The organism is Kitasatospora sp. NPDC091207 (assembly GCF_044768625.1).
Taxonomy (GTDB): domain Bacteria; phylum Actinomycetota; class Actinomycetes; order Streptomycetales; family Streptomycetaceae; genus Kitasatospora.
This window is the reverse complement of the sequence record NZ_JBIVVS010000001.1, coordinates 1-22,464: the sequence shown is the minus strand read 5'-3', so window position 1 is coordinate 22,464 and position 22,464 is coordinate 1. Positions and strand designations below refer to the sequence as shown.

At 71.7% G+C, this 22,464-nt stretch carries 24 protein-coding genes; 9 read left to right on the top strand and 15 right to left on the bottom strand.

Translation table 11 applies throughout. The annotated features are described in order from the left end of the window. Positions 1–1,084 (bottom strand): ice-binding family protein (locus ACIQTO_RS00120; RefSeq protein ID WP_402380744.1); only part of this gene is annotated, 1,084 nt, incomplete at its 3' end. A gap of 616 nt (positions 1,085–1,700) precedes the next feature. Between ACIQTO_RS00120 and ACIQTO_RS00115 the strand changes: the two genes are divergently transcribed. Beyond that, a complete protein-coding gene (locus tag ACIQTO_RS00115; RefSeq protein ID WP_402380741.1) occupies positions 1,701–2,132 on the top strand; it encodes a hypothetical protein in 432 nt (143 codons plus the stop codon). Between the two features lie 113 nt (positions 2,133–2,245). Here ACIQTO_RS00115 and ACIQTO_RS00110 read toward each other — a convergent pair whose 3' ends face one another. After that, positions 2,246–2,677: a CBS domain-containing protein gene (locus tag ACIQTO_RS00110; protein ID WP_402380738.1), complete on the bottom strand. Its 432-nt coding sequence runs from the start codon at positions 2,675–2,677 to the stop codon at positions 2,246–2,248. Positions 2,678–2,989: 312 nt separating this feature from the next. On the opposite strand from ACIQTO_RS00110, the gene ACIQTO_RS00105 reads away from it, so the two are divergent. Beyond that, positions 2,990–3,412, top strand: a complete 423-nt coding sequence (locus tag ACIQTO_RS00105) for a DUF5994 family protein (protein WP_402380735.1) — start codon at positions 2,990–2,992, stop codon at positions 3,410–3,412. Positions 3,413–4,216: 804 nt separating this feature from the next. Then, entirely contained in the window at positions 4,217–6,118 is a 1,902-nt protein-coding gene (locus ACIQTO_RS00100) for a PKD domain-containing protein (RefSeq protein WP_402380733.1), read from the top strand. Positions 6,119–6,231: 113 nt separating this feature from the next. Here ACIQTO_RS00100 and ACIQTO_RS00095 read toward each other — a convergent pair whose 3' ends face one another. Beyond that, entirely contained in the window at positions 6,232–6,624 is a 393-nt protein-coding gene (locus ACIQTO_RS00095; RefSeq protein ID WP_402380731.1) for a VOC family protein, read from the bottom strand. A gap of 127 nt (positions 6,625–6,751) precedes the next feature. Here ACIQTO_RS00095 and ACIQTO_RS00090 point away from each other — a divergent pair, with 127 nt between their 5' ends. Then, positions 6,752–7,663: a LysR family transcriptional regulator gene (locus ACIQTO_RS00090; protein WP_402380728.1), complete on the top strand. Its 912-nt coding sequence runs from the start codon at positions 6,752–6,754 to the stop codon at positions 7,661–7,663. Between the two features lie 55 nt (positions 7,664–7,718). On the opposite strand, the gene ACIQTO_RS00085 is transcribed toward ACIQTO_RS00090, so the two are convergent. The 3 genes from ACIQTO_RS00085 to ACIQTO_RS00075 all read right to left on the bottom strand — a co-directional run bounded on the left by ACIQTO_RS00085 (position 7,719) and on the right by ACIQTO_RS00075 (position 11,499). Continuing rightward, entirely contained in the window at positions 7,719–8,639 is a 921-nt protein-coding gene (locus ACIQTO_RS00085) for a hypothetical protein (RefSeq protein WP_402380725.1), read from the bottom strand. Between the two features lie 214 nt (positions 8,640–8,853). Beyond that, on the bottom strand, positions 8,854–10,092 hold the full coding sequence (locus tag ACIQTO_RS00080) for a metallophosphoesterase (protein ID WP_402380722.1): 1,239 nt from the start codon (positions 10,090–10,092) through the stop codon (positions 8,854–8,856). Between the two features lie 249 nt (positions 10,093–10,341). Beyond that, positions 10,342–11,499 carry a LacI family DNA-binding transcriptional regulator gene (locus tag ACIQTO_RS00075; RefSeq protein WP_078879728.1) on the bottom strand — a complete coding sequence of 386 codons (1,158 nt, stop codon included), beginning with the start codon at positions 11,497–11,499 and terminating at the stop codon, positions 10,342–10,344. Positions 11,500–11,858: 359 nt separating this feature from the next. Here ACIQTO_RS00075 and hisC point away from each other — a divergent pair, with 359 nt between their 5' ends. Next, positions 11,859–12,935, top strand: a complete 1,077-nt coding sequence (hisC, locus tag ACIQTO_RS00070) for a histidinol-phosphate transaminase (protein WP_402380719.1) — start codon at positions 11,859–11,861, stop codon at positions 12,933–12,935. 64 nt (positions 12,936–12,999) lie between these two features. Here hisC and ACIQTO_RS00065 read toward each other — a convergent pair whose 3' ends face one another. Then, positions 13,000–14,406: an MFS transporter gene (locus ACIQTO_RS00065; RefSeq protein ID WP_402380716.1), complete on the bottom strand. Its 1,407-nt coding sequence runs from the start codon at positions 14,404–14,406 to the stop codon at positions 13,000–13,002. A 141-nt stretch (positions 14,407–14,547) separates the two neighbouring features. On the opposite strand from ACIQTO_RS00065, the gene ACIQTO_RS00060 reads away from it, so the two are divergent. Next, positions 14,548–15,492 (top strand): helix-turn-helix domain-containing protein, encoded by a 945-nt coding sequence (locus ACIQTO_RS00060; RefSeq protein ID WP_402380713.1) that lies wholly within the window; start codon positions 14,548–14,550, stop codon positions 15,490–15,492. 85 nt (positions 15,493–15,577) lie between these two features. Here the strand turns inward: ACIQTO_RS00060 and ACIQTO_RS00055 are convergent, their stop codons facing one another. From ACIQTO_RS00055 to ACIQTO_RS00035, 5 genes are all read right to left on the bottom strand, one after another. After that, complete coding sequence (locus ACIQTO_RS00055; protein WP_402380710.1) at positions 15,578–16,528, bottom strand: hypothetical protein; 951 nt, start codon at positions 16,526–16,528, stop codon at positions 15,578–15,580. A gap of 351 nt (positions 16,529–16,879) precedes the next feature. Then, positions 16,880–17,674 (bottom strand): DUF2785 domain-containing protein, encoded by a 795-nt coding sequence (locus ACIQTO_RS00050; protein WP_402380707.1) that lies wholly within the window; start codon positions 17,672–17,674, stop codon positions 16,880–16,882. 98 nt (positions 17,675–17,772) lie between these two features. Next, on the bottom strand, positions 17,773–18,054 hold the full coding sequence (locus ACIQTO_RS00045; protein WP_402382780.1) for a hypothetical protein: 282 nt from the start codon (positions 18,052–18,054) through the stop codon (positions 17,773–17,775). Further along, positions 18,051–18,290 (bottom strand): hypothetical protein, encoded by a 240-nt coding sequence (locus tag ACIQTO_RS00040; protein ID WP_402380704.1) that lies wholly within the window; start codon positions 18,288–18,290, stop codon positions 18,051–18,053. Before ACIQTO_RS00040 ends, ACIQTO_RS00045 begins: the two co-directional genes overlap by 4 nt. 240 nt (positions 18,291–18,530) lie before the next feature. Continuing rightward, the gene (locus ACIQTO_RS00035; RefSeq protein WP_402380701.1) at positions 18,531–18,923 is read right to left on the bottom strand and encodes an ATP-binding protein; all 393 of its coding nucleotides are present in this window, start codon (positions 18,921–18,923) and stop codon (positions 18,531–18,533) included. Between the two features lie 310 nt (positions 18,924–19,233). On the opposite strand from ACIQTO_RS00035, the gene ACIQTO_RS00030 reads away from it, so the two are divergent. Genes ACIQTO_RS00030 through ACIQTO_RS00020 form a run of 3 tightly spaced genes read left to right on the top strand, consistent with a single transcriptional unit; the run spans position 19,234 to position 20,514 of the window. Further along, the gene (locus tag ACIQTO_RS00030; RefSeq protein WP_402380699.1) at positions 19,234–20,094 is read left to right on the top strand and encodes a helix-turn-helix domain-containing protein; all 861 of its coding nucleotides are present in this window, start codon (positions 19,234–19,236) and stop codon (positions 20,092–20,094) included. 1 nt (position 20,095) lies between these two features. Next, positions 20,096–20,281: a DUF397 domain-containing protein gene (locus tag ACIQTO_RS00025; protein WP_402380696.1), complete on the top strand. Its 186-nt coding sequence runs from the start codon at positions 20,096–20,098 to the stop codon at positions 20,279–20,281. Between the two features lie 35 nt (positions 20,282–20,316). Further along, entirely contained in the window at positions 20,317–20,514 is a 198-nt protein-coding gene (locus ACIQTO_RS00020; protein WP_402380693.1) for a DUF397 domain-containing protein, read from the top strand. A 79-nt stretch (positions 20,515–20,593) separates the two neighbouring features. Here the strand turns inward: ACIQTO_RS00020 and ACIQTO_RS00015 are convergent, their stop codons facing one another. The 3 genes from ACIQTO_RS00015 to ACIQTO_RS00005 form a co-directional block, all read right to left on the bottom strand. Further along, positions 20,594–21,100, bottom strand: a complete 507-nt coding sequence (locus ACIQTO_RS00015; RefSeq protein ID WP_402380690.1) for a DinB family protein — start codon at positions 21,098–21,100, stop codon at positions 20,594–20,596. A 508-nt stretch (positions 21,101–21,608) separates the two neighbouring features. Then, entirely contained in the window at positions 21,609–22,124 is a 516-nt protein-coding gene (locus ACIQTO_RS00010) for a DUF6879 family protein (protein WP_402380687.1), read from the bottom strand. After that, positions 22,108–22,464, bottom strand: a 357-nt coding sequence (locus tag ACIQTO_RS00005; RefSeq protein WP_402380685.1) for a hypothetical protein, incomplete at its 5' end; no start/stop codon positions are given. The genes ACIQTO_RS00010 and ACIQTO_RS00005, both read right to left, overlap by 17 nt.

The following is a 22,464-nucleotide window of genomic DNA, read 5'->3' as shown; positions in this document are numbered from 1 at the left end:
CCGGGAGTCCGTTGGCCCCGGGAGAGCCGTTCGCGCCGGGAAGTCCGTTGGCACCAGGTGAACCATTGGCACCGGGGGCACCGGGAGCGCCGGGGGCTCCGGGAGCGCCGTTGGGGCCGGGGGCACCCGGGGAGCCGGGCGCGCCGGGTACGCCGGGTGCGCCGTTGGGGCCGGGCGAACCAGGTGCACCGGGTGCACCAGGGGCGCCGTCAGGGCCGGGAGCACCCGGAGCACCCGGAGCGCCGGCCACGCCGGAAGCGCCGTTGGGACCGGGCACACCAGGTGCACCCGGAGAGCCGGCCGGACCGGGAGCGCCGTTGGGGCCGGGCGCACCGGGCGAGCCGGCCGGACCGGCGGGCCCGCTCGGACCCGCGGGCCCGCTCGGTCCGGCAGGCCCGCTCGGTCCGGGCGGGCCGACGGTGCAGGCCGCCCTCGTGATGGTGTTGTCGTCCAGCGTGACGGCCCCCGTACGCGCCAGGGCACGGCCTTCGATCACCGAGGCGTGGTTCACGGTGATGGACGCCAGGGCGAGGATGTTGCCCTTGAAGAAGGAGCTGACGTCGATCGTGGCGGAGCTGCCCACCTGCCAGAACACATTGCAGGGCTGCGCCCCGTTGACCAGGCTGACGACGCTCGACGGGGCCGTGATCAGGGTGGAGGCGATCTGGAAGATGAAGACGGCGCTGGGATCGCCCAGGGCGTCGAGTGTGACGGTCCCGGTGAGGTTGAGCGAGGACGTGGCCTTGTAGACGCCGGGCGTCAGCGTCAGTCCGCCGATGTCGCCGGGCGAGGTGAGGCTGGCTGTGGGGGCCCGGCCCGCGGCGTCGTTATAGGCGATGACCAGGTCGGACTGGGCCTGTGCGGCCTGGGCGTCGTTGACGTGCTGGACGCCGTTCACGATGCCGGGCGGAAAGCCCGTCACGCTGGTGCCCGGGCTGAGGCCCAGGTCCCCGTTGATCACGCTGGGACCCGTGTTGGTGACGGTCGTGGCGCCCAGGACCGCGTAGCTGGTGTCGGTCCCCAGCGTCACCGGTGCCGTGGCGGCGTGCGCCGGGCTCGCAACCAGACCGGCGGTCGCCAGCAACGTGAGTCCGGAGAGTAGGACGAGCGCCTCCGTGAGGCGGGAGCGTCTGCGCCCGCTGTCGGGTGGGGGGGCGGAATGGCATCGACTGCCATGGGTCAGGGCCCTTCTTGTCGTCGTTGAGCTCCGTCACTCGGAAAGAGGAATTTCGGAGCACCGATGGTGAGTTCTGGTCGGCCCACAAGCCCTCGTACGTGCGCCGGGGCGCCACGGGCGTCACCCCGGGAGGGCCGCGGAGCGACAGTTCGCCAGGGGTGGTGATGCACCGTCACCAACTCAGTACACCGTGCAACAACAACATAAGAAGGAAAGAATAATAAAGATGCAAAAGGGTGAAGCGATGGCGCCGTCGGGGCATCTTCCCCCCTGTCCCGGCGTGTCGTTTGTCTGCGTACTGAATGCCGCGTACAGATCCTCGGCTGCACCTCCGGTCGGCTCCTCCGGATCCGGCTGCGCTCACGGAGTCCGACGTCGTTCTCCTTGGGGCCGGTGGACCCGAACGCCGTCGCAACCCTCCCCGGGGTGCCTTCCACGCCTTAGCAGTACCGTTTTTCCACTTGGCTGCGTCCAGGGTGGTGAAATGACGTATCGCTCGGGGGAAGGAGTCGTTGGCCCGCATATGAACGACCCAATGAATCGGCAGGGCGGGCTGCTCGCCGCGGCCGAGGGCGACGCCGGCACCGTGGCCGAACGCTGCCGTCTCGCCGGCGGCCTGCTCCGAGTCACGCTCGGGGAGCTGCGTGAGGAACTCGGATACCGCAGACTCGGCAAGTACGTGCTGGACGAAGTGGCCGAGAGCCTCGCGGCGGAGGGGCTCGGCTGGTTCCCGGCCTGGCGGCTGTCGCCGAGGGAGAACGGTGAACCGCGCAAGGAGCACGAGGTGTGGGTGTTCCTCCGGGACGGCGGTCTGCGGTGCCAGGTCATCGACGCCATCCAGGCCCCCGACGGGTTCGACGTCCCCACCGTGCTGAACGGTCTGCTCGCCGACCGCCCCCGGGACCTCTCCCCGGAGCGCAAGCTCGGCCTCATCCGCGAGATCCTCGGGCTCTGAGCCGCCGCGGCCCGGAGGGGACGCAGGGGGTGAGCCCGAGGGGTCGGCTGCCCTCGGCAACCGCGGGGCCGCGGTGACCGGTCCGGCCGGTCAGCCGAGGGGCTGGGGGCCCGTCAGGCCGGTCGGCCGAGGGGCTGGCGGCCCGTCAGGCCGGCGACGCGGTCGGCGGTGAGGATGCCGAGGAGGTAGCCGTCGTCGTCGATGACCGGCCAGATCGTGAGGGACTTGATCCGCATGGCGAGCGCGGCGAGGCCGAGGGCCATGCCGGGCCAGGCGAACGGGCCCTGCTGGTGCGCGGTGTCGCGCAGCGCGGTCCGTTCGGCGTACCAGGAACGGGTCAGGAAGGGGTCGAGGCCTATCCGGGTCACCAGGCCCTCGCAGCGGCCGTTGTGGTCGCGGACGAGCAGGTAGGCGACGTGGGCGCCGCGGAAGATCTCGTTGGCCCGGTCGACGGTGATGTCGTCGGCGATCTGGTACTCGTAGGGCTCCATCGCGTCCGCCACCGTGAGGCCGTGGCTCGCGGGCTGTGTGTAGTGGGTGGTCATGATGTCGACCCAACCCGCCTCCGGGCCGGCCTGCGGCCGTCCGGCGCTGTGCTGCACCCAGAACGAAGCCGGAACGGGGACCGGGATGCGGGATGCCCTGGATGTGGCCAAGGCTACTCCGGTCGGGCCCGGGCCGTCGGGGCGCGGAGTAGCCTTGGGAGGCAGCCGAGGACACGTCGTACACCGGTAGTCGCACTGGTGTCGCCCGAGGTCATGAGCGGTCCTCTCGGAGGGCCGGACGGGCGGCTCCTGATGATGATGCCGATCCCCCTTCCCATCTCCTCCTCCCCCGGGCCGTGGACGGTCCCGGGCGTGCCCCTGCTCCCCCGCCTGGTGCTGGAGCCGACGTTCGCCCGCGACGGTGTGTTCGACGGCGCGTGGTGGCCGCGGACCAATGACATCCGGGCCGAGCTGCCGGACCTGCTCACCGCGCTCGGTGTCCATCTGGGCCGGATCGTCCGGGTGGGTCTCGACAGCGGCGGCTGGGGCGACGTCCCCGACTCGGTCACCGTCAACGGCCTGGTGGTGCGGATCGGCTGGTTCGCCGCCGGCGGCGAGACGATCAGCCTCACCCGGGGCTTCCAGGACCACTTCCTCCTCCTCGTGGTGCCGCCCGGCACGGACCCGCGCACGGCGGCCGCCGCGATGCGGGCCGCGGCCGCGGTGGGGAACCACACGCCGGCGGGCGAGCTGCTCCTCGCGGCGGGCGGGCCCGGCGCGGCGCTCCCGGGCTGACGTCGCGGGGCTGACGTCCGCTGCCGGAGGACCCCGGAACGAACACCCGGCGCCTCGCGAACCACGGGGCGGGCCCGCGACCGAAACGGGGAGTCGTGGGCCCGCCCCCCGCATGGAGCCGACGCCTCGAACGCCGTGACGGACGCGCCGGTACGCGTCCATCTCGTGTTTCCCGTCCGTCCTTGCGCGGATACCCGTGTCGGCGCCGTCGAGCGGGTTGGCGCCGCCCACCGTGCGGGCACGGATGCGTGCCGTGCCGTCGAGCGTGAGGTCAACGCCTGAGAGCGTCCTTTGTCCCGAACATGTCGCTGACGAATATTCAGATAGTCGTGGCCGGTGAGGAGGGGGCGTCCGGAGTCTTTCCGTTTCGGGCTCCGACGGCTGCCGAGCGCAGGGCGTCCGTGATTGCTCGGGGCGGTGAGAGGTCCTGTCGCATCTCCGCGGAGTTCGAGTAACGGGGCAGCCTGGTTCACCTGCCGTCGGCGGACCGGGGGCCGTACGTGCCGGACCGGACCAGGTGGGAGCGGTGATCTCGTGCCTCGCACTCCACCGGACACGTGGAGTGCGAGGGCCGAGGGTCGCCACCTTCGTGGTGCGGCGGCATTGTCGACTTACCGTCCGTATCAACTGACTGGATATCACATGGTTGGCCTACTGAATGGCGGTCCGTTATTCTCCGGCGCAGTGCGATGGGGGGATTCCACGCGCCGCCGCGTATGACCGCGGCCATTTCGAACGTTTGAGGATGAATTGAGACTTCGGCACGCAATTCTGGCGGCCACGCTGATCGCGTCACCGCTCGCGTTGTCCCTGCCTGCCCACGCCTCCGGCCCGGACAAGGACCACTCCGTCCAGTTCGACGGCTTCGCCTCGGTGGAGCCCGGCGGCGGCTGGTCCGAGGGCACGGTGACGGTCAAGAACGACGCGGACGCGGCGTACAGCGGCCAGCACCTCGTGCTCTACATCGGCAGCCAGATGCTCGGCGTCGACCAGGTCGTCGCCGAGTACGGTGACGGCACCGACGGCGGCTGGCAGCCGGTGCAGCTGATCGACCAGGACCTCGGCGCGGTGCCCGCGGGCCACCAGGGCGTCGCGGCCGACCTGACCGGTGCCGGGATCGACGTCGCCCCGCACGCCGAGCGCACCTTCAGGCTGCGGTTCAAGCTGGTGCAGTCCGCGTTCGAGGGTCCGTCGTACCAGGATGTCGACCTCCAGGCCTTCATGGCGCCGACGTTCGGTGCGGACGGCCAGGCGAAGGACTGGACGGCCCAGGCGGGGAAGGGCATCACCACGACGGGCCTCACCACGGCCGTCAAGGGTCTGCCCACGGCCGTCCCGGCGGACGGCAAGGCGCACCCGTTCCAGGTCTCGATCAAGACCGCCAACGGCTTCGACTGGCACCTCACCAAGGCGTCCTTCTTCCTCTGGGCGGGCCAGGGGCACGGCTCGATGTACGGGCCGGCCGACTGCGACGCCGAGCTGGACGTCCAGGACCCGAAGGACGGCAGCTGGCACAAGGTCGGCCTGGGAGCGGTCGGTACTCAGGAACGCGATGTCGACCTGACCAAGTGGGCCACCGGCCCGGTGGACGACCGGGTGCTCAACGCCCGGCTCACGCTGGGCAAGAACTTCAAGACCGACACGGACGCCGAGCTCGGCTTCGGCTATTTCCCGGGCGCCGGTCCGGTGCACTTCTGGACCGAGCAGCCGATCTCCGCCACGCCGGTCGCTGGCGCCCCCGAGTGCATCGACCCCGCCTCCACGCCCATCAAGCCCGCGCTCGCGCTGACGCCGTCCGGCCCCGCCGGACTGGAGGTGGTGGCCTCCGCCGCCGGCAGCGTCAGCCCGTGGCCGGTGGCGCAGTACCGGTTCGACTTCGGTGACGGCCAGACCGCCGGCGGGGACGCGGCCGGCAACTCCGGCTGGCACTTCTACACCGAGCCCGGGACGTACACCGTCACCGCGACGGTCACGGACGACCACGGCCGCTCGGCCTCGACCAAACAGTCGATCACGGTGACCAACCCGGTCGCCGGCCGCTGGACGTCCGGCCAGCGGGGCGCCACGCCGGCGTTCTTCCGCAACGGCTCGTGGGCCCTGCTGAACGCCAACGTGGACGACGCGCCGACCACCCAGGTGTCCTTCGGCCAGGCCGGTGACCTGCCGATCGCCGGGGACTGGGACGGCCTGGGCCACGACCAGCTGGGGATCTACCGGCCGTCCTCGAACACCTTCGCGCTGCGGCACGGCGACGGCAGCGTGACGGCGGTGCCGGTCGGCGCGCCCGGCGACATCCCGGTGCCGGGGCTGTGGGACGGCAACGGCCACGCCCAGCTGGCGATCTACCGGCCGAGCACCTCGACCTTCGCGGTGCGGCACGACGACGGCAGCTACACCACCGCCGTCCTCGGCAACCGGGGCGACGTCCCGGTCGTCGGTGACTGGGACGGGGTCGGGCACGCCCAGCTGGGCATCTACCGCCCCGCCCGCTACGCCGGGCCGACCGGTGTCTACGCCCTGCGCCACGACGACGGCAGCATCTCCACGGCCAACTACGGCATCACGGGCGACCAGCCGATCGTCGGCGACTGGCTGGGCGTCGGCCGCACCACGTTCGGCGACTACCGCCCGTTCTCGGGCCGGTTCTTCCTCAACCGCGGCTACGTGGGGCAGTCGGACCTGATCATCACCTTCAAGCTCCCGTAAGGCTCGGGACAGCCGGGCGGGCCCGCGCAAAGCGGGCCCGCCCGGACTTCGGTCGAGGGCACGCCGGACCCCTGTACCGGCGTGCCCTCGACCTGTTCGGGGAGCCCCGGCGCTCAGGCGGCGTCCTCGGGGTACCAGCGCAGCTCGACGGTGTTGCCGTCCGGGTCCTGCACGTAGACGGAGGTCGCGCTGCCGCGCGCGCCGTACCGGGGCACCGGGCCTTCGAGGACGGTGAACACGCCGGAGTCGATGACCTCCTGCCAGTCCAGCGGGTCGACGGTCAGGCAGAGGTGGTCGACGTTGGACCCGCCGCGCTCGCGGCCGGTCAGGTCGATGACGGTCTCCGCGGTGACCCGCACGGACGGGAACGACACCCGGCCGGCCCGCCACTCGTCGACCCGGACCGGGGCCAGGCCGAGCAGGCCCACGTAGAAGTCCAGTGAGCGCTCGACGTCGCGGACGTTGAGGACGAGGTGGTCGAAGGCCTTGACGCGGACGGCGCTCATCGGGTGTCTCCGGGAGGTGCGGCGGTGGGTCGGGGTGATGTGTTCCATGGTCCGGCCGCCCGGGCGGGGGCATCAACGCACGTTTGATCCATGATGGTTGAGCAGAGCTAAACGACAGGAGCCCGTGATGTGGGAGCGCCATGAGATCGAGGCGGTTCTGACGCTCGCGGAGGAGCTCCACTTCGGCCGCACCGCCGAGCGGCTGGGCGTCACCACCGGGCGGATCAGCCAGGTGATCGGGAAGCTGGAGCGGCGCATCGGCGCCCGGCTGTTCGAGCGGACCAGTCGCACCGTGCGGCTCACCGCGATCGGGCAACGGCTGGTCGAGGACCTGGCGCCGCTGGTCGCGGGGATCGAGGCGTCCGTGCGCCGGGCGGTCGACGCCGGGCGCGGCGTGACCGGGGAGCTCCGGGTCGCCTTCCTCGGCGAGTGGACGGCGACGGTGCTGCTCAAGGCCGTGGCCCTGTTCTCCGGGCGCCACCCCGGCTGCCGGGTCGAGGTCCGCGAGGTGCAGCTGTTCAACTCCCGGGCGAGCCTGCTGGACGGCTCCGTCGACCTGCTGATCGCCGCCTTCCCGTTCGACGGGATGGCCCGCGGGCCGGCCCTGATCTCGGAGCGGCGGGTCCTGGCGGTGGCTGCCGGGCACCCGCTGGCCGGGGCGGAGTCGGTCTCGCTGGAGGTCCTCGCCGACCACCCGGTGGTGCAGTACCCGGCGGTCACCTCGGTGGAGTTCAAGCGCGACCGGACCCCGGACTCCACCCCGGCCGGGCTGCCGGTGCCCAAGGGGCCGGTCGGCAACACCTTCTCCGAGATGCTCTCGCTGGTCGCGCTGGGCCGGGGCGTCCTCCCGGTGGGGGAGCACTCCCGGCAGTACTACCCCCGTCCGGACGTCGCCTATGTGCCGATCCACGACGCGCCGCCGATCGAGCGCGGGCTGGTCTGGATGGAGAGCAACACCACCGAACGGGTCCGCGCGTTCGTCCGCGCCGCGACGGAGGCGGCCGCGCAGGCCCGCACAGGGTCGGGCACCCCGGCCTGACGTGCGGTCGGGGTGCCTGCGGGGAGGTCGCGGCCGGCGCGCCCGGGCCCCGGGGTCAGACCTCGTCGGGGCCGGTGAAGCCCGGCCCGGTGTACCCGGGACCGGTGAAGTCCGGGGTGCTGAAGGAGGCGGTGCGCGGCTCCCGCCCCTGCGGGTCGGTGAGCCCCTCGGCGCCCGGGCTGGTGAAGCCCGGCCCGCTGTAGCCCGGTCCGCTGTAGCCGGGGCTGGTGAAGTCCGGCCCGCCGGCGTCGGGGCGGGCGGGGTCGGGGCCGTGGGGGCCGGCCGGCTCCGGTATGCCCGGCGGCGCCGTCGTGGGGTCGGCGCGCAGGGTGGTGTGCAGGTAGGGCAGCAGCGCCCGCTCGCGCAACGCGCGCTGCCAGTCGCGCCGGGCGTCGGCGATCTCGGCCGCGAGCTCAGGGTCGGTACCGGGCGGGGTCGGCGTGCTGGAGCCGTCCCGCAGGGCGGTGAGGATCAGCCCGACGATGCCCACGACCATCGCGACCACGCCGGCCGCCAGGGCCAGCCAGCCGGCCGTCAGCAGCGAACGGGCCAGCCTCAGCCCGGGGTCGGCGGCCCGCAGGGTGTAGCCGATCAGCAGCAGGACCAGCGCGGCGGCCCAGGCCAGGATCGGGGTGAGTACGGTGAGCACCGGGAACAGCCCGGCGCCGCCGTTGGCGGAGCGCAACTGGGCGATCAGGCCGGGCGCGGCGGGCTCACCGCCCCGGGCGGCCGGCGGCGTGTCGCGCAGGCTCGCGCGGAGCCGGACGTAGTGCGTGTACTCGGTGGCCGCCGCGGCCGCGACGCCGTCGGCGGCGCGCAGGGCCTTGATGCGCAGCTGGTCGGCGGTGAGGGCGCCGGGCGTGCGCAGGGCGGTGAGGACGGTGCCGTCACGCAGTGCTTCGTCGAGGAGGCGCTCGTAGTCCGGGCGGTCCTCGGCGTGCAGATGCGGGGCGTTGTTCATGGGGACCCCGTTCATGCCAACCCCGTCCGCTCCGTCGCGGTGGGCGGAGGCGGGTACGGAGACCGGCCGTCACACGGGCGGCCGGGTGTGGTGTGCCCTCGATGGTAGGGGTGCTCGCGGCCGTGCAGACAGTAAGTTTCCGGAATTTCGCGCCCCGGGCCGCGCGTGCGCTACGGCCCGGGCGCCGGGAACGGGTGTTCGCCCTGGGTTCGGTGGTGCGGGCGGACGCTCAGATCGGCAGCCGCGCGACCAGCAGCCGACCCTCCATCGTGACGCCGCCGTCCATGGCGACGGCGAGGTCGTCGGCGTAGACGTACGGGCCGGGGATGTGCGGCGGGGCGCCGTCGTCGGTGTGGACCGCGCCGGTGAGGTACGGGATGGGGCTGTGGCCGTGCACGATCCGCGCGCCGCCGTAGGTGTCCAGCAGCTCGTGGGCGGCGGTCGGGCCGGCGTCGCCGCGGAAGGCGAACCGCTTGGTGAACCGGCGGAAGCAGTCCCACCACTCGTCCACGCCCTCGTCGGCGAGCAGGTCGTGGACGGCGTCGTTGACCGCGGCGATGGAGTCGCCGTACTCCAGGTACGCGGTGGTGTCGGAGTGCACCAGCAGGTGACCCTCCTCCAGCGCGATGGCGGGCAGCCGGGAGAGCCAGCTGATGTGGTGGGTCTCCAGGCGGTCCAGGTCGTGCTGCTGGCCGCCGTTGAGCCGCCAGGCGGCGAGGAAGGAGGCGGTGCCGGCGGTGGACTGTACGGGCTCGTCGCCGTACCGGGCGGCGCCCAGGAAGAGCAGTTCGTGATTGCCCATCAGGGCCCGGCAGTAGCCGCCGGCGGCGGCGGCCTCGGCGGCGAGCTGCATGACCAGGTCGATGACGCCGATGCCGTCGGGGCCGCGGTCGGTGAAGTCGCCGAGGAACCAGATCCGGGAGCGGCCGGCGGACCAGTGGCCGTCGGTGTCGATCAGGCCCTGGTGGCGCAGCGCGGCGAGCAGTTCGTCGAGGTAGCCGTGCACGTCGCCGACCACGTAGAGCGGGCCGGGCGGCTCGTTGGGGGCGGGCGCCGGGTACGGGTGGTACGGCAGGCCGGGCTCCGGGAGCGGGGGGCCGAGCTCGATGGTCGGCGGGTCGTCGCTCTGGTGCGCGGGCGAGGGCCGGTCGGTCAGGGTCGGCTCGTACCCGCCGTGCTCGGTCTGCGCGGCCTGCGGGTGCCCGGTGTCCTGGGGGTGCCCGGCCTGCGGGTGTCCGGGGTCGTGCGGGTGGCCGGTGTTCTGCGGGTGCCCGACGGCCGGCCAGTGCTGTTCGAGGTACCGGGCGCCACCGTAGCCGCTGTACGTCTCCGACTCGTACGCCGCCTCGGCGTACCCGGCGGGCTCCGGTTCGTAGTAGGTGCCGAAGGGCAGCACGTCGAGGTCCGGCTGGTGGCGGGGGCCTGAGTCGGGGTGTTCAGGCCCGGGGAAGCGGTCCTCGGGTGTCATTCGCCCATCATAGGAAGACCACTCTCCCGGCGTCGTCACCTGGTGGGTATCCAATCCTCCGGAGCGTCAGCCGGGCGGTCCGTCAGGTCCGTTTTGTCCCGGCTAGGTATGGTCTAGACCGCCAGTGGAGCCCGCAGCGGGCCGGTGTCCCGGGCCCGCCGTCCCCGCCCGCCGGCGCCCGGGCCGGCACCGGCGCGGGCTCACCGGCGCGGCGCCGGCCCGTCGCACCGGTGGCACGGTCCGGCGGCCCTACACCTCGCCCGGCGGGCGCGGCGGGCTGACGGTGGTGCGCGGGCTCCGCCGTTGGGAGGACGCGCGGACGATCAGCTCGGTGGGCATCAGGGTGCCGGGTGGCGGCCCCGTCCCGGCGGTGCGGAAGCGGGGCGGGAAGAGCCGGGCGATGTCGACGCCCGTCCCGGAGTCCACCCCCTCGATGGCGTCGATCAGCAGGTTGACCACCGTTGTCCCGATCCGCCGGGGCTTGAGCGAGAGGGTGGTGATCGGCGGCTCGGTGGTCGCGTACACGTCGCTCTCGCTGCAGCAGACCAGCAGCAGGTCGTCCGGCACCCGCAGGCCGTACCGCCGGGCGGCGGCGAGCAGGTCGGTGCCGTTCGGGTCGAAGAGGCCGTAGACGGCGTCGGGCCGGTCGGGGCGGGCCAGCAGCCGGTCGGCGGCGACCGCCCCGGCGGCCGGGTCGTGCGCCGGGTAGGTCTCGTACACCGGCTCCTGGCCGACCTTGGCGCACCAGCCGAGGTAGGCCTCGGTGGAGAGCCGGGTGTAGGTGTCGGTGCTGGTTCCGGTGAGCAGGCCGATCCGGCGGGCGCCGGCTTCGGAGAGGTGGTCGAGGATGCCGAGCACGGCGGCCTCGTGGTCGTTGTCGACCCAGGCGGTGACCGGGCAGTTGCCCGGTTTGCCGTCGCTGACCACCGGGACGCCGGACCGGTACAGCTCGCTGACCAGGGGGTCCTGGTCGGGCGGGTCGATCACCACGGTGCCGTCCAGGGCGATGTTGCCCCAGACGTCGTGCCGGGAGGAGGCGGGGAGCACCACCAGGGCGTAGCCGCGGCCGAGGGCGGCGCTGGTGGCGGCGCGGGCCATCTCGGCGAAGTAGGCGAACTCGGTGAAGGTGAACGGCTCTTCGCCGTAGGTGGTGACGGTCAGTCCGATCAGGCCGGAGCGTCCGGTGCGCAGGGTGCGGGCGGCGGCCGAGGGGCGGTAGCCGAGGCGCTCGGCGACCTCGCGCACCCGGCTTCTGGTCTCGTCGGGCAGGCGGCCCTTACCGTTGAGCGCGTCGGAGACGGTGGTGATCGACACTCCTGCGGCTGCTGCCACATCCCGGATGCCGGCCCGCTCCAGACGCCGCGAGGTGGTGGGTCGCCGACCGCTCTGGTTGGCTGCTGCTGTCATGGCGGACCGATCGTATGGCTCCTGACAAGGGTCTGTGACCGGCGCATCGGGGGCCCTTGGAGATACGTTTCTCCAAGAGTGAGCCTGTGTGCGCCCCTTCGATACCCGCACGAAACCAGCCGTCTTACCTCTGACATGTGCCAAAGGAACCCTGCAGAATGGCTGATCTGCGCCAGTAACCCGACCGGGCATCTCACTCCTACGGGTGAGTCGCGATCGGTATCGTTCAGGGCACCCGACCGGGGTGGTTCCGGTGCGTCGCGAGGTCCCTGGCTCGGCGGCGATCCCGTCCGACGCGGGAGCGGACGCACCAGCGGGCCCGACGCAGTGGGCCCGACGGAGAGAGAAGGAGAAGGACCGTGAGCGGAACGGCAGCGCAGGGGCCTCGGCTGAGGTCGAGCCTGGACGGTATCCCCACCTACAAGCCCGGCAAGCCGGCCGGCGCCGACGCCTACAAGCTGTCCTCCAACGAGAACCCGTACGAGCCGCTGCCCGGCGTGCTCGAAGCGGCGGTCGCGGCGGCCGGCTCCCTCAACCGGTACCCGGACATGGCGGTCACCGAGCTGACCGCCGAGCTGGCCCGGCGCTTCGACGTCCCCACCGAGCACATCGCCACCGGCACCGGCTCGGTCGGCGTCGCGCAGTCGCTGATCCTCGCCACCGCCGGCCCCGGCGACGAGGTGATCTTCGCCTGGCGCTCGTTCGAGGCCTACCCGATCATCACCCAGGTCGCCGGCGCGACGCCGGTCCCGGTGCCGCTCACCGCGGGCGGGGACCACGACCTGGACGCGATGCTGGCCGCGATCACCGGGAACACCCGGCTGATCTTCGTCTGCAACCCCAACAACCCCACCGGCAACGTGATCCACCGCGCCGAGCTGGAGCGCTTCCTGGACGCGGTGCCGGCCGACGTCCTGGTGGTCGTCGACGAGGCGTACATCGAGTTCATCCGCGACGCCGAGGTCCCCAACGGCATCGACCTCTACCGCGACCGTCCGAACGTCTGCGTGCTGCGCACCTTCTCCAAGGCGTACGGCCTGGCGGGCCTGCGGGTCGGCTTCGCTATCGCGCACGAGCCGGTGGCGAACGCGCTGCGCAAGACGGCGGTGCCGTTCGGCGTCACCCAGGTCGCCCAGAACGCGGCCGTCGCCTCGCTGCGGGCCGAGGAGGCCCTGATGGTCCGGGTCGACGCGCTGGTCGAGGAGCGCACCCGGGTGGTCGCCGGGCTGCGGGCCCAGGGCTGGGAGATCCCGGACTCGCAGGCCAACTTCGTCTGGCTGGCCCTCGGCGAGCGCTCCCAGGACTTCGCGGCGGCCTGTGCCGCGGCCGGCGTGATCGTCCGCCCGTTCCCGGAGGGCGTCCGGATCTCGATCGGCGAGGTCGAGGGCAACTCGATCTTCCTCTCGGTGGCCGAGGCCTTCCGCAAGGAGCTGTGACCGGCCGGAGCACCGCGGAGTGGGGAGCCGGCCCGGCCGGCTCCCCACTCCGTTGTTCGCGGCCTCACCGGCGCCGCAGGAAGACCACCGAGGTCAGCGCGGCGAGCAGCACCAGGGCGGTGTTGACGGCGATCGCCCAGCCGACGCCGGTGAGTACGGTGCCGCCCGCGGCGGCCCCGGTGGCGACCGCGCTCATCACCGGGGTGCCCAGGGTGATGCCGACCTGCTGGGTCATGGTGGCCACACCGGTGGCCAGCCCCTGCTCCTCGTCCGGCAGGCCCGAGGTCGCCGTCACCATGAAGCCGACGATCGCCAGCATGTTGCCCACCCCGCCGACGAAGGTGGCCACCAGCAGCAGGCCGAGCCAGGACCGGTCGGCGCCGAGCAGCAGCAGCGACGCGGTCGCGGCGGCCTGCGTCAGGAACCCGGCGAGCAGGGCACCCCGGGTGCCGAGCCGGCCGATCAGCCGCGGCGCCACCACCCCGCCGAGCACCGTGCCCGCGCCGAGCACCCCGAAGGCCAGGCCGGTGGCCAGCGCGGAGAAGCCCAGCACCCGCTGGAGGTAGAGGGTCAGCAGGAAGACCAGCGAGGTCTCGGTGGCGAAGGCCAGCAGCCCGGCCGCGTTCCCCCAGACCACCGTGCGCCGCCGCAGCACCCGGACCGGCACCAGCGGGGAGGCGGCGCCGCGCTCGACGAACCAGAACGCCACCAGCAGTGCCGCGCCCAGCCCCAGCGCCCCGAGCGCCGACGGCTCGCCCCAGCCGTGCTCACCGGCCGCCGTCAGGCCGTAGACCAGGGCGAGCAGGCCGCCGGTGACGGTGACCGCCCCCGGCAGGTCCATCCGCACCTTCCCGGCGGGCCTGCTCTCGGCGATCAGCCGGGGCGCGACCAGCAGCACGGCCAGCGCGACCGGCACGTTGACGAAGAACGCCCAGCGCCAGCTCAGCAGGTCGGTGAGCAGCCCGCCGAGCACCGCGCCCGAGGTGAAGCCGGCCGACATCAGCGCGCCGTTCAGGCCCAGCGCCCGCTCGCGCAGCGGGCCCTCGGGGAAGGCCGTGGTCAGCAGCGCCAGACCGGCCGGGGTCACCGCGGCGGTGGCCAGGCCCTGGGCGACCCGGGCGGCCAGCAGCAGCTCCGGGGAGGTGGCCAGCCCGCCGACCAACGAGGAGACGGCGAGCACGGCCAGGCCGAGCAGGAACACCCGCCGGCGCCCGACGAGGTCGGCGACCCGTCCGAACAACAGGGTGAAGCCGGCCGCGGACAGGGCGAAGGCGGTGGCGATCCACTGCAGGCTGCCGAGTCCGAAGCCGAGGCCCCGGCCGATCACCGGCAGGGCGACGTTCAGGATCGAGAAGTCGACGGCCAGCATGAACTGGGCGGCCAGCAGCACGACCAGGACGAGCCGTTGCCGGCCGGTCATGCCGGTGGTGGTCCGGGGGACGGGTGGTGCTTCGGACAGGGTGGCGGTCATCGCTGCGCTGCCTCTCGACTCGACGGGGTCTCCGGGTACGGCAGCAGCCTGCGCGGCCGCGCCGGGGGTACCCAGACCCCCGCCGAGGGTGGCACTGACAGGGACAGGCTCCGGGGCGGCCGGCGGTGTTCACTGGTCGGCATGGAGAATCCCGCAGAGCTGAGCGAGTTCCTGCGCACCCGTCGCGCCCGGCTGCGGCCCCAGGACGTCGGCCTCACCGCGTACGGCACCCGGCGTCGGGTGCCCGGCCTGCGCCGCGAGGAACTGGCGCAGCTGGCGGGCGTCAGCATCACCTACTACACGAGGCTGGAGCAGGGGCAGAGCCGCAACGTCTCCGACGAGGTGCTGGACGCCATCGCCCGCGCGCTTCGGCTGGACGGCGACGAGCACGCCCACCTGCGCAACCTGGCCCGCCCGGACCGTGCGGGCCTCGCGGGCCGGCCGGCCCGCCCGGCGAAGGGACGGGCGGCGGAGGGCTTCGAACGGACCCGCCCGGCCGTCCGGCAGCTGATCGGGGCGATGGCGGACGTCCCCGCGGTGGCGGTCGGACGGCGCAACGAGGTCCTGGCCTGGAACCCGCTCGGCCACGCCCTGCTGGCCGGACACCTCGACCCGGCCGCGCCCGACCGGCCGGCGGACCGCCCGAACCTGAGCCGGCTGCTCTTCCTCGACCCGCGCACCCGGGAGCTCTACCCGCACTGGGAGACCGAGGCGCGGGCCCAGGTGGCCTTCCTGCGGCTGACCGCCGGACGGCACCAGGAGGACAGGCAGTTGGCCGAACTGATCGGCGAGCTGTCGATGAAGAGCGCGGAGTTCGCGGCGCTCTGGTCGGGCCACCCGGTGCACGACTGCCTGTTCGGCAGCAAGGAGTTCCGGCACCCGGTGGTCGGTGGGCTGACGCTGGACTTCGAGGCGCTGCCGCTGCCGGAGGCGTCCGGCCACCGGATGCTGCTCTTCAGCGCGGCGCCCGGTTCGTCGTCGGAGGCGGGCCTGCGGCTGCTGGCGGTCGGCGCGGCGGCTTCGGGGTGGGCCCTGGGGTGGACGTCGGGGCGGACGTCGGCGGACCGGGAGCCCGTCGAGGACTGAGCCGGTCGTCGCCCGGGAACGACGAGGGGCCCCACCTTCGCACCGCCGTGCGGGGGTAGGGCCCCTGTTGTGCTCCGTGGGCCGGTCAGCGCTGGGGACGCAGCCGGCGCACGGCGATCAGGACGCCCGCGCCGAGCGCGACGAAGGCGGCGGAGGCGGCGGCGAGGAAGCCATTGGGGGTGCCGGCGCCGGTCTGGGCGAGCTCGGGGGTGCCGGCCGGGGCGGTGGTGGCGGGGGCGGTCGGCGTGGCCTTGGGGGTGGCGGGGGTCTGGGCAGCGGTCGGGGTCTTGTCCTCGACGGGCGCGACGGGGGCGGCCGACTTCGGGGCGGCGGGCTTGGTGGCGGGCTTGGCCGTGGTCGTGGGCTTCGCGGCCGGCTTCGCGGTGGTCGTCGGCTTGGCCGGGGCGGCGGTGCGGAGCACCTTGTAGGTGTGGGTACCACCCTGCGCGACGGGGTAGCCGTCGGCCTTGCCGCCGAGGTAGACCTCGAAGCCCTTCAGATCGGCGGCGGCGTTCGCCGAGACGGAGATGCGGAAGCCGAAGTGGGTGACGTGGTCGTCGGTCAGCTGCTTGGTCTTGAGCGAGCTGGTGTCGGCGATGATCGCGGGGTCGCAGCTGTGGCGAAGGGTGAGCTTCTTCCAGCCGTGGTCCGTGGCGGCCTCCACGGTGAAGTCCTCCAGCCGGGTGGAGCCTTCCGGGTTGAAGATCGCGATGCCGGGGGCGACGTTCTCGTAGGGGGCGCCGGTGAAGTTGGCGACCTCAAGGCCGATCTCGGCCTTGGCACCGCCGGCGGTGATGCTCTGGCCGTCGGGGGTCATGAAGAACCCGGCGGTGAGGTTGCCCTGGTGGGCGGAGGCGGGGGTGACCGGCTTGGCCTCGGCGGCGGCCTTCCCCGAGCCGCAGGCCCAGGAGGCCTCGGCGGTCATCAGCTGGACGGAGCCGGCGAGGACGACGACGGCGGCGAGGGTGGCGAGCCGGCGGCGGCCGGAGGGGGCGGTGATGTTCTTCGTGAAAGAGGGCATAACGGACTTGCGCATGACGTGCTTCCCCAGGGTCATGGTGCTGACGGTGTGTGAAGACGACCGGCCCCGCTGTCAGCGGTAGCGCCCCCCGGCCTTGCCGGTCTCGCTCTCCGTGCCTTCATCCCTATAGACGCGCATCCCGGTCGGTGGTTGCGGGTGGGTTCGAGGTTTCTTCGAAATCTTTCGAGCGGCCCGGTGAGGGGTGCCGGGGGCCGGGTGAGGGGTGCCGGCCGGCGCCCGTCACCGCGGTCGAAGACCGGCGAGTCCCTCGCCGGGTGGGCGAGGGACTCGGGGTGCCGGCGGTTCGGTCGGGTACGCGGTGCGGGGCGAGGACGCGGTGCCGGGCGGGTGCGGGTGCTCCCGTGCTCAGCGCTTGACGATCCGGTCCAGGACGGCGGCGAGGCGCTCCTTGACCGCCGCCCCGTGCGGGAGGGCCTCCGGCGCGGCATCGCTGTTCGGTGCCCGCACTCCCCGGTCCGCGAGGACGTAGAGCAGGCGCAGGGTGCGCAGGCAGTTGCTGAGGTGGGCGGGCACCGGGGTGCTGAGGCGGTCGGCCCCGAAGCGGTCGGCGATCGGGTCCAGCCAGCCGGTCGCGTCGGACTCGCTCAGGTCGGTCCGGGTCAGCACCCGGGCGATTGCCCGCGCCAGTCGGTCGTCCTCCAGCTGGTCGAGCACATGGTCGGTGGGCGCCGTCAGCCGGGCGGCGGCGAGGCGCAGCATCCGCGCGGGATCCACCTCGGGGTCGCGGCCGAACCGGTCCAACAGGTCCGCGCCGTGCGCGACGGCGTGCAACCAGCCGAGCTTCTCGTCATGGCCGCGCAGGTCCTGCTCCGCCGGGTACCACCGCTCGAACGCGTCCACCCAGCTCGGGCTGAGATCCCCCTTCTCCACCAGCATGTCGAGCACGAGGGGGGCGAAGGTGCGGGCCTGGATCTCCGGATCCTGGAAGCGGGCGGCCATCTCGTCCCCCAGCGCCAGTCGCCGGGGCTCGTCGATCACCCCGCGCTCGATCCAGGTCGCGAGGACGGCGTAGGGCGCGCCGTCCCGGACGTCCGGATCGGGGTCCGCCAGGGCGGCGGAGAGTTCGCGGACCAGCTCCTCCAGGGGGCGGTCGGCGGGTACGGCACAGTCGTCGGCTTCGATCCTGCTCCAGTCGGTCACGGCAGGCAGGATAGGCGCGAACCGGCGTGTCGCACCTGGAATTTCCGGGTGGCGGCGAGGCCCTGCCCGGGGTGGGCGGGGGCCTCTGCGGTGTCCGCTCAGGTGGGTATGCGGTGGCGGCCGGGGTTGGTGGGTCGTTCCCGGATCTCGGGGCCGTAGTGGCCGGCCTGGCGGGCGATCCAGGCGTATTCGGTGGTGCCGTCGGGGAGTTGGCGCAGTTCCCAGCGGCCGTGGCGGGTGATGGGCTTCGGCGCCTGGGTGTGGGGGTCGTCGTTGACCTTGAGGGCGGTGATGACGCCGAGGGCGACGGTGGTGAGGGCGAGCGCGAGGAGGGTGAGGAGGGCGGCGCCGATCAGGAAGTTGGCGGTGCCGGTTCTCATCGGTGGATGTCCAGGACGCGGTGGCCGAGGTGGGCGGCGAGGCCGTTCAGGAGTTCGTGGGCCTGGTCGCGGGTGAGGGGGAGGGCGAGCTGTTCGCCGGGGCCGGTGTGGAGGTCGAGGTCGACGGCCAGGCGGAGCTGGACGGCGGCGTCGGGGGCGTGCTCGACGCTGAGGTAGGCGACGGTGGTGCGTTCGGTGTGGATGGCGTCGGCGACGAGGGGGATCAGGACTCCCACGGTTCGTTCCTCTCGGTGTCGCGGAGCAGGTGGAGGAGGTTGAGGAGGGTGGCGGTGGGGGCGTTGCCGAAGTCGACGAGGATCCGGCCGTCGACGGTGCTGTGGTGGGTGGTGGCGGAGCCCCACTGGATGCCGAACCTGGCGCCCCGGGTGTGGAGTTCGCGCAGGAGGGTGGTGATCTGGGTGGGGTGTAGTCGCGCATGCGGGGGTCGTCGGGCGCGATCGGGGTGCGGTTCATGGTCACGCGGCGGCGTCCAGCTCGAACCAGACCCGCTTGCCGTTCTTGCGGGGGTCGGCGCCGAAGCGGTGGGTGAGGCAGCGGACCAGGTGCAGGCCCCGGCCGGACAGCTCGTAGGGGTCGGTGGAGGTGCGGGGTTCGGGCAGGACGGGGCTGTCGTCCGCGACCGAGACGCGCAGGGTGCGGTTCGGGAGGAGGACGACCACCACGGTCGGCGCGGGGGTGGCGCCGTGGCGCCAGGCGTTGACGTACAGCTCGCACAGGGCGAGTTCGGCGTCGGCGATCAGGTCGTCCGGCCACGCGGCGAGAGCGAGGGCGTCCCGCAGCTCCTCACGGGCGGCGGACCAGTCGGGCGGCAACGGGGAGGGGTCTTCGGGCAGCGTGAAGGCACACATGAGGGACCTCCGAGAAGAGGAGTGTGGTGGGGTTTCACCGGTGGAGTCGTCGCCGTGAGCCAAGCCAGAACGGGACCGGGATGCCACGCATGGCTGCTCTGCGGTGTGAGGGCAGCAGGCGCCTACTGCCCTGGAAACAGGCGTTACTGACGATCCATCGGATCGATCTGAGAACGACGCTACAGAAAGAGTTCCCTATGAGGAACTCATTCGGCCGGACATCACTCGTAGGTGGCACGAGGGGGCGATTGGTGGACCGAATCGGCTGGCAGACGGCAGACTTGGCCTACTTCACGTAAGGAACGAACGAATGCCGCCACGCCGCAACCCATCCCTGAGGCAACGCCGGCTCGGCGCCGAGCTTCGGAAGATTCGTGAGGCTGCGGCGCTCCGAGGTCCGCAGCTCGCGAGGATCCTCGACATTGACGTGAGTCAGATCAGTCAGATGGAGTCCGGCAGGATCGGCGTGAGCCGTCAGCGACTGCGTGCGATCGCCAACGCATGCAAGTGCCTCAATGACCCGCTGATCGACGCACTTGGCAACATGACGCAGGATCGAACGAAGGGATGGTGGGAGGAGTATCGCGGTCTACTCCCCAGCACCTTTCTCGAATCAGCTGAGCACGAGGACTTCGCTGCCGGGACGCTCAAGGTATGGATGTCAGTATTCATTCCGGGGCTCTTGCAGACCGGCGACTATGCAAAAGGGATGTTCAGTCGGACGATCCCCCGCCTCACGATCCACGAGATCGATCTTCGTGCAGCCTTCCGCACGCAGCGCAGAACTGTCCTTCTCCGGAGTCCTCAGAAGAAGCTGGAGGCGTACATCCACGAGTCCAGTCTTCTCACACGATTTGGTGGCACCGATGTGTTGCGGGATCAGCTCCTGCGCATGATCGATGACTCGCTCCAGGACAACATAAGCATCCGCGTGGTCCCCTTCGACGTGCATACCCACCCAGGCCCGATCGAGAGCATCATCTATAGCTTCGGTGAGGTTCCCGAGCTAGATACGGTCGAAATGGAGTCCTCGCGGGGACCTATCTTCTTTGATGCTCCGAGTGAGCTTGAATCCTATCGAACCATCTTCGACCGCATCGAAAGGGCGGCGCTCAGTGAAGAAGAGTCGCGAAATATGATCCAAGATATAGCTCGAAACCTGAAAGACTGAGATGTTCCAGAGTAAATGGCAGAAGTCGTCCTTCAGCGGCTCCAGTGACAACTGCGTCGAGGTCCGGACCGTCGGCGACCTGGTCGAACTCCGCGAGTCCGACGACGGCGACGTCATCGTCCGCACCACTCCGACCAAGTTCGCCGCGTTCCTCCAGGGCGTCAAGGCCGGCGAGTTCGACTCGTGATCTGACACACACGACACCTCATTACCTGGAGAGCCATGATGCTCAACACCGAGTGGCAGAAGTCGTCCTTCAGCGGATCCGGTGGCGACTGTGTCGAGGTGCGTACCGTCGGCGGCCTGGTCGAACTCCGCGAGTCCGACGACGGCGACGTCATCGTCCGTACCACCCCGACCAAGTTCGCCGCGTTCCTCCAGGGCGTCAAGGCCGGCGAGTTCGACCACCTCACCACCTGACCCGACACCGGCCCCTCGCTCACCCGAGCGAGGGGCCGATCCCGTCCGACTCCGACCCCACCTGTGCTCTCAGTGAGGTCTAGCCACCGGTCGTGCCGTCGATCAGCTCGCGCAGGATGTCCAGGTGGCCGTTGTGGCGGGCCGTTTCCTCGGTGAGGTGAAGGAGGATCCAGCGCAGGTCGACGTGGAGACCGTCGCGGACGGCGCGCTCGGCCCGGTCGTCCAGGCCGTTGCCGGCGACCAGTTCTCGGTAGCGGGCGCTCTGTTCGGCGTACTCGTCGAGCAACTGCGTGAGCGGGAAGTCGACGGCGATCCGCATCTCGCGGTCCGGGTCCTCCTCGGTCCAGGGGCCCCGGTCCTCCTCGCCGAGGAAGACCACCTGGAACCAGTAGTACTCGACCCAGCGGAGGTGGTTGATCACTCCGCTCATGGTCATCAGCGGCGAGCGCGGCAGGAGCGCCTTGCGAGCGTTCTCCGCGGAGACGCCGGCGCACTTGGCGCGGGCGGTGTCACGTGCGTAGTCGAGGAACGTGGTGAGCTGCGTGCGCTCGTCCCACGCGGGCGGCGTGTCGTCGATTCTGGTCATCGCGCGAAGCGTCCCCGATCACCGCGACCGATGTCGAGACAATTATCGACGGGCCGGACCCGCTCCACCTGACTCCACTTCCGGCGGGCCCCAGCACGCTCCGCCGGGGCGGGCCCAAGGCCGCGGAGGACATGTTGCAGCGCGCCTCGGACCTCTCGTGCATGGTCGAACAGCGCGACACCGGAGTGGGAAGTCGGCGGGTCCGACTTCTCAGTCCGACCGCAGCACTGCCCTTATGCCCGGCCCGCCGGCTGCCCCGGTGGTCCTCGCCCAACCGGGCGAGGACCACCATCGTTGGTTCATCCCGTTCAGATCGGCAGGTCCCACCCCGGGCCGTCCTCGCTTCCGATCCACACCCGTTGTCCTGCGCCCGAGACGGTGATTCCGAATCCCCGCTGGTGCCGAGCGCTTGTTGGATTGGAGTGGGAAGTCGGACCCGCCGACTTCCCACTCCGTCCACTCGGCTCAACCCGGTCCTTGCAGCCGCCATCGTGAGCGGAGTCGAGCGTCACCCGTGGTCGTTCAGGTAGTCGAAGAAGGGCACCGAATGCTCGATCGCGAGCCTCTTCAGCCCCTGGCACTCGACCGCCCGCTCGTTGACCAACTCGCGGTTGATCTGCGTGCCGTCCGGGCGGAAGTTGAGGTGGACGACCGACGTCTCGTCGAACATCCACCAGTCCTGGTCAGGGATCTCGTAGTGGTCTTCGGTGGCATCCAGGATCCGGATGTCCTCACCGGCCGCGATGTTGCCCGGGATCCCCCAGGCGAACTGGTATCTCTGATAGTCGGTCAGCGGCCTGCGTACGACGCGGACGCGCCCGATCGTCCTGCCGGACGACACGAACCCTTTCACCCGCTGATGCCAAGCCGCATTGTGGCTCTCCGGCTTCGGCTCCCCGCGCAGGAAGCGTGCCAGGTTCTCGGCCTCGCGAGGCATGGTGTAGGCGGGTTGGGCCTCAAGCCGGAACGCGTCGCGACGGTACCCGTCGAAGTGCAGGCGCCACTGGTCACCATCCAAGAACACGGACAGCCTCCTCCAGAACGTGCCGAGGGATCTCCACCGCAGACTCGCCCTTCGGCACCGTGAGCCCCGCGAAGTGGTCGCCTTGGACCACGAACGTATCGCGATCGGTGGCGTAGACGTTCGGGCAGTCGTCGTCGTCACAGTCGGGGCCGTTGAACGTACCGGTCAGCCGCATCAGGCTCGGGCTGTGGGTCATGGTGATCCTCCCCTTGCGCACCAGCCCGAACAGGCCGTCAGGTAGTGACGCTAGCCTCGGCCTTTCACGGCAGGCACTGTCCGACGGGTGATCAGAAAAGAGAAAAGTGCTCCTGACCTGCAACGATGGGACTTGTCTAGGGTC